Genomic DNA, 5,237 nt, shown 5'->3' with positions numbered 1-5,237 from the left:
GGTCGACGCGCTGCCGCCTACGACCAGCGATGGTCCGACCACGCCCCCGTGGTCGTCGACTACGAGATCTGATCCCCCCACCGCTCCAGCGCAACAGGACACCAGCATGGCCACGACCCGCATCACGGTGTACCGGCCCGCTGACGTGTCGGCCGAGTGGACCCTCGTGCGCACGTCCGGCGAGCCGACACGGTTCTTCCCCGCCGCTTCCGCCACCGAGGCCGCCGCGGAGTGGAAGGACGAAGGGTCCCCGTACCCGACCGAGACGTTGCGCGGAGCGAGCGGTCAGTTCGAGGGGTACTCGGAGTGGACCCCGGCGCACCTGACCGAGATGCCGAGGGAACCGGACGAGCTGTACGCGTGGGTGTCGGAGCACGCCACCGGTTCCGTGAGCCACGCGGAGGCGATGACGACGCTGATCTCCGACGACCTCGCGACCGGGCTCGTCCCCGCGGACCTCCGGAGCGCCATGTACGAGGTCCTCGCGAAGATCCCGGGGACGACGATCACTCGCGACGCGGTGACGCTCGACGGCCGCACCGGGACCGCGATCGGCCGGGACGAGCCGAACCGCGACGGCGAGCACTCGGAGATCGTGATCGACCCAGACAGCGGGGCGTACCTCGGTTCGCGGACACTGACCGGCTCGGCGAGCCGAGTGCTCCCGAAGGGGACGGTGCTCGACTCGTCCGCGGTCACGACGTCCGTGGTGGACCGGGTCCCGCAGGGCTGACCGGGCAGTACGGAGCGGTGGCGTCCGGGTTCCCCGGGCGCCACCGTCTCGTGGGGACCGGGTGCGATCGACTTCGCCAGCGACGAGGCCCATCGCCGGTACGCGCATCGTGGACAAGCCGCACGGTAGGTTGCGGGAGTGGGCTTGCTGCAGGACCTGTACGACGACGAGGATGCCGGTCTCGACCAGACCGCGCGACTCCGCTCCGTCCAGGCAGCGTTCCGGCCGGTGCCCGTCGACACGACCGGGTGGACGTCCGCGTCCGCCTCTCGAGCAGCGGCCGGGGTGTCGGGCGACCTCGCCGAGATCGTCGTCGCACCGGACGGTCGGTCGGCGACGCTGACCCTCGGTGACGTCATGGGGAAGGGGACCCCGGCGGGACTCCTCGCCGCGAACCTCCTCGGCGCACTCGACGCCCTCGCCCGGGAGAACCCCGCGGTCGCGGTCGAGGGGGCGGAGAACGCCGTCCGGGCACGGTTCGAGCGCGCCTCGGCGTTCGCGACGCTGTTCCACGCGAGGGTCCGCCTGGCCGACGGCGCGGTCGAGTTCGTGGACGCGGGCCACGGGTTCGCCGCGATCGGGCACGCTGACGGGCGGACCGAGCGCATCGCGTCGGTCGACCTCCCGATCGGACTGCAGCCGCGGGGGTTCGCGCGGCTCCCCCGGCACGTCGACCTGGGCCCCGGGGACGTCCTCGTCTGCGCGTCCGACGGCATCCTCGAGCTCCCGGACGCGACCTTCGACACCCTGACTGACCTGGCGGCCCGGCTCGTGGCCGTCCCCACGCTGACGGACGGACTCGCGGCGTTCATGGCGAGCGCCCCGGAGCGTGTCGACGACGACCTCACGCTCGTCGCGCTCCGACGGGAGCACGGCGGCGCCGGGCGGACCACACCGGACGGCCCCGAAGGGAGCACACGACGATGAGCCTCCGATCCCTCGTGTTCACGACGGCCCGGACCGGCCGCCTCGACCAGGCCGGGCTCCTGCGGCTCCTGGCCGTCGAGCGCGCTCGGAACGCCGACCTCGGCATCACCGGGGTGCTCGCGCTCGACGACGTGAACGTGTTCGGCATCGTGGAGGGGCCGGCCGAGGTGGTCCGTGACCGTGTCCGCGAGGTCGCCGCCGACCCGGCGAACGTCGACGTGCAGGTCGTGCTCGACGACCCGATCGAACACCGGGCCTTCGCCGACTGGTCCATGGCGTTCCGCACGGACGACCCGGCGATCCTCGCCCTTCCCGGCTTCGTGGACCTGTTCGACCCCGAGCGCGTCCCGGGCCCCGGCTCGACCGCGACCCGGTCCGGAGCGCTGCTCGAGTGGTTCCTCCGCACGCCGCCGGGGCAGCTGTCCACACGGCGCAGCACCATCCCGGTCCGCGACCGCATCCTGCAGGCGTCAATCGAGGTCCTCCGCGACGTCGGTCCGGCGCGCGCATCGCTGGGAGCGGTCGCCGATCGGGCGGGCCTGTCCGAGGAGGAGGTCGCGAAGCACTACCAGACGCTCCCGGTCCTCCTCGCGTCGACGCTCGCGACCTGGTTGGACCAGGTGATCGCCCCGTTCGCGCCGATGGCCGTGACGGACGGCACCGTCGCCTACCTCCGGCGGCTCGTCGTCGCCTTCGCCGAGGACCCGGCCCTCGACCGGCTGATCGTCTCGTCGCTCGCGCCCGCGGCCGATCCCGGCGAGCCTGCCGGCGAAGCGTTCCTCGCCAGCTACCGGGCGTTCCGGGCGGGGATCCGCTCGTCGCTGGAGCACGACATCGTGGTGGGCCGCGAGCCGAGGACGATGGACCCCGCCAAGGGAGCGCAGCAGTTGCTCGCCCTGTTCGACGGCCTGCGCATCCAGAACCTGTTCGACCCGGAGCCGGACGTCGCGGCGACGTTCGCCCGCGCGGCCGAGCGGCTCCGGACCGGCTGGTCGGAGCCCTACTCGTCCTGACGGACCGCCGTCAGACCGACGCCTCGGTCCCCTTCGCCTTCCCGACGAGCACGTCCACGACACCCGCCACGAGCGCGGCCGCGACGAACGCCAGGGCGACCCCGAGGCCGAGCGGCAGTCCCTGCGCGTAGTCGCCCTTCGAGCTGGCGAGCGCCGAGTAGAAGACGCTTCCGACCGCCGCGATGCCGATCGCCGAGCCGACGCGCGCGCCGACCTGGATGAGCCCACCGGCGGAGCCGCCCTGCTCGACCGGCACCTCGGACAGCGTCAGGGTCTGGTTCGGCGAGATCGTCAGGCCGGAGCCGACACCCGCGACGAGGAGCGGCACGACGAGCCACCACCCGAGGTCCGACCGGTAGTGGTTCGCGACGACCCAGATGACCCCACCGAGCCCGATGAGCACCAGGACGGTGCCGACGACGATGAGCTGCCGTCCGAAGCGCGAGACGATGCGCCCACCGACGGTCGACGCGATCCCCGACCCGATCGCGAACGGCACCGAGGTCGCCCCGGCCAGCAGTGCGGAGTAGTGCAGACCGGACTGCAGTGCCAGCGTGAGGACGAAGAACAGCGGGGTGAAGCCGGCGAAGTACACCGTGGCGAGGCCGACTCCGAGCGAGAACGACCGGCGCCGGAACAGACCGAGGTCGACCACGGGTTCCTTGCTGCGGCCGTAGTGCCGCTCCCAGAGGACGAAGAGCACGGCGAACACGACCGCCGCGACGACGAGCAGGTACTTCGCGTTGCCCTTCCACTCCTGGGACTGGACGAAGGGCAGCAGGAGCGCGACCACCGCAGCCCCGAGCAGGGCGATGCCGACCGGGTCGAAGTCGTGCTTCCGCCCACGCTCGGTCTTGGGCGCCGCGGGCAGGTACCGGAAGGCCAGGAGGACCGTGACCAGTCCGACGGGCAGGTTCACGAAGAAGACGAAGCGCCAGCCGTTCTCGGTGCCGAACGCGGTGATGAGGAGGCCGCCGACGAGCGGGCCGATCGCGGTGGCGATGCCCACTGTGGCGCCGAAGAGCCCGAAGGCGGTGCCCCGCTCCTTGCCGCGGAAGAGCTGCTGGATGAGGGCGGTGACCTGCGGGGTGAGCAGACCGCCGGCGAGCCCCTGGACGAGCCGGGCGATGACGAGCACCAGGCCGTTCGGGGCGAAGCCGCAGAGGGCGCTGGCGAGCGTGAACAGGCCGACGCCGATGACGAACATCCGCCGCCGTCCGGACGCGTCACCGAGGCGGCCGCCCGGGACGAGCAGGAGCCCGAATGCCAGGGCGTAGCCGGAGAGGATCCACTGCACGGCCTCGGGGCTGGCGCCGGGGAGACCGGAGGAGATGGACTGCAGCGCGACGTTGACGATCGAGACGTCGAGCAGGACGATCCCGCCGCCGAGCAGGCAGATGACGAGGGCCTTCCAGCGGTTCGGGTCCGGCTGGCCGCCGTCGGGACCGCGGCGGTCCCGCTGGTCACCGTCGGCGTCCCGGCCGGTCGACGACGAGGGCGTCGAGGGCGTCGAGGGCACCTCGACGGCCGCCACGAGGTGGGCGGTGTGGTGTGCGACGGTGGGAGCCGCATCGGGCTCGACGGGTTTGCGGTGTTCGGCAGCCATGACATCGCCACGCTAGGCGCACCGCCGTGCAGGCTTCGCAGCGTGCACGCGCAGCACGTACCCCGGTCCGCCGCAGCGTGCACGCGCAGCACGTACCCCGGTCCGCCGTCGCCTGCGAGGATGGCCGCATGAGCGTCATGGTCTCCGCGTTCGACGCGCAGCGCACCCGCACGAGCGAGAAGTACACGACCTACCCACCGGAGGTCCTGCCGATGTTCGTCGCCGAGATGGACGCGGTGCTCGCGGAACCGATCCGGGACGCCCTCGTCGCGGCGGTCACGAACGGGGACACCGGCTACGTGGGACACGGCAGGGCGCTCCCGGAGGCCTTCGCCGACTTCGCCGCCGAGCGGTGGTCGTGGCGTGTCGACCCCGACCTCGTCCGCACGACCACGGACGTGTCGGTGGCGGCGGTGGAGACGCTCCGCCGGGTCATCGAGCCCGGCGACCAGGTCGTCGTCATGCCGCCCGTCTACCCGCCGTTCTGGGAGTACGTGGCGGAGGCCGGCGGCTCGGCGACCGAGGTACCCCTGCTGCCGCCGACGGATCCCGGGGACGCGTCCAGCACGACCGCCGGCTGGCGGATGGACCTCGACGGCGTCCGACGGGCGTTCGAGGACGGCGCCCGCACGGTGCTGCTGTGCAACCCGCACAACCCCCTCGGCCTGGTGCACCCCCGCGACGAGCTCGCTGCTCTCGCCCGGCTCGCGGCCGAGTACGACGCGGTGGTGGTCTCCGACGAGATCCACGCCCCGCTCACCCACGCGGACGCGGTCTTCACGCCGTTCCTCGACTCCTGCCCGGCGGCAGCCGACCTCGGCGTCGCCCTGACGAGCGCGAGCAAGGCGTGGAACCTCGCCGGCACGAAGTGCGCCCTGCTGATCGGCGCGTCCGAGCGGGCACGGGCCTGGTTCGACGGGATGCCCGCCGAGGTCGTCGAGCGGACCGGCATCCTCGG

Annotated in this window: 5 protein-coding genes; 4 read left to right on the top strand and 1 reads right to left on the bottom strand. The window is 72.8% G+C overall.

What is annotated here, in order from left to right:
• The first annotated feature begins 106 nt into the window (after positions 1 to 106).
• The 3 genes from I59_RS10205 to I59_RS20885 all read left to right on the top strand — a co-directional run bounded on the left by I59_RS10205 (position 107) and on the right by I59_RS20885 (position 2,673).
• Positions 107 to 733 carry a hypothetical protein gene (locus I59_RS10205; RefSeq protein ID WP_022903783.1) on the top strand — a complete coding sequence of 209 codons (627 nt, stop codon included), beginning with the start codon at positions 107 to 109 and terminating at the stop codon, positions 731 to 733.
• Between the two features lie 138 nt (positions 734 to 871).
• A complete protein-coding gene (locus I59_RS19705; protein ID WP_022903782.1) occupies positions 872 to 1,660 on the top strand; it encodes a PP2C family protein-serine/threonine phosphatase in 789 nt (262 codons plus the stop codon).
• Positions 1,657 to 2,673 carry a BLUF domain-containing protein gene (locus I59_RS20885; RefSeq protein WP_022903781.1) on the top strand — a complete coding sequence of 339 codons (1,017 nt, stop codon included), beginning with the start codon at positions 1,657 to 1,659 and terminating at the stop codon, positions 2,671 to 2,673. The genes I59_RS19705 and I59_RS20885 overlap by 4 nt, the downstream gene beginning before the upstream one ends.
• A 10-nt stretch (positions 2,674 to 2,683) precedes the next feature.
• Here I59_RS20885 and I59_RS10190 read toward each other — a convergent pair whose 3' ends face one another.
• Positions 2,684 to 4,279 (bottom strand): MFS transporter, encoded by a 1,596-nt coding sequence (locus tag I59_RS10190; RefSeq protein WP_022903780.1) that lies wholly within the window; start codon positions 4,277 to 4,279, stop codon positions 2,684 to 2,686.
• 128 nt (positions 4,280 to 4,407) lie between these two features.
• On the opposite strand from I59_RS10190, the gene I59_RS10185 reads away from it, so the two are divergent.
• On the top strand, positions 4,408 to 5,237 hold an 830-nt coding region (locus I59_RS10185; protein ID WP_022903779.1), incomplete at its 3' end, for an aminotransferase class I/II-fold pyridoxal phosphate-dependent enzyme.

Source organism: Curtobacterium sp. B8, assembly GCF_000333315.1.
GTDB lineage: Bacteria > Actinomycetota > Actinomycetes > Actinomycetales > Microbacteriaceae > Curtobacterium > Curtobacterium luteum.
Note: the sequence above shows the minus strand (reverse complement) of the source record. Positions and strands in the feature narration are given on the sequence as shown.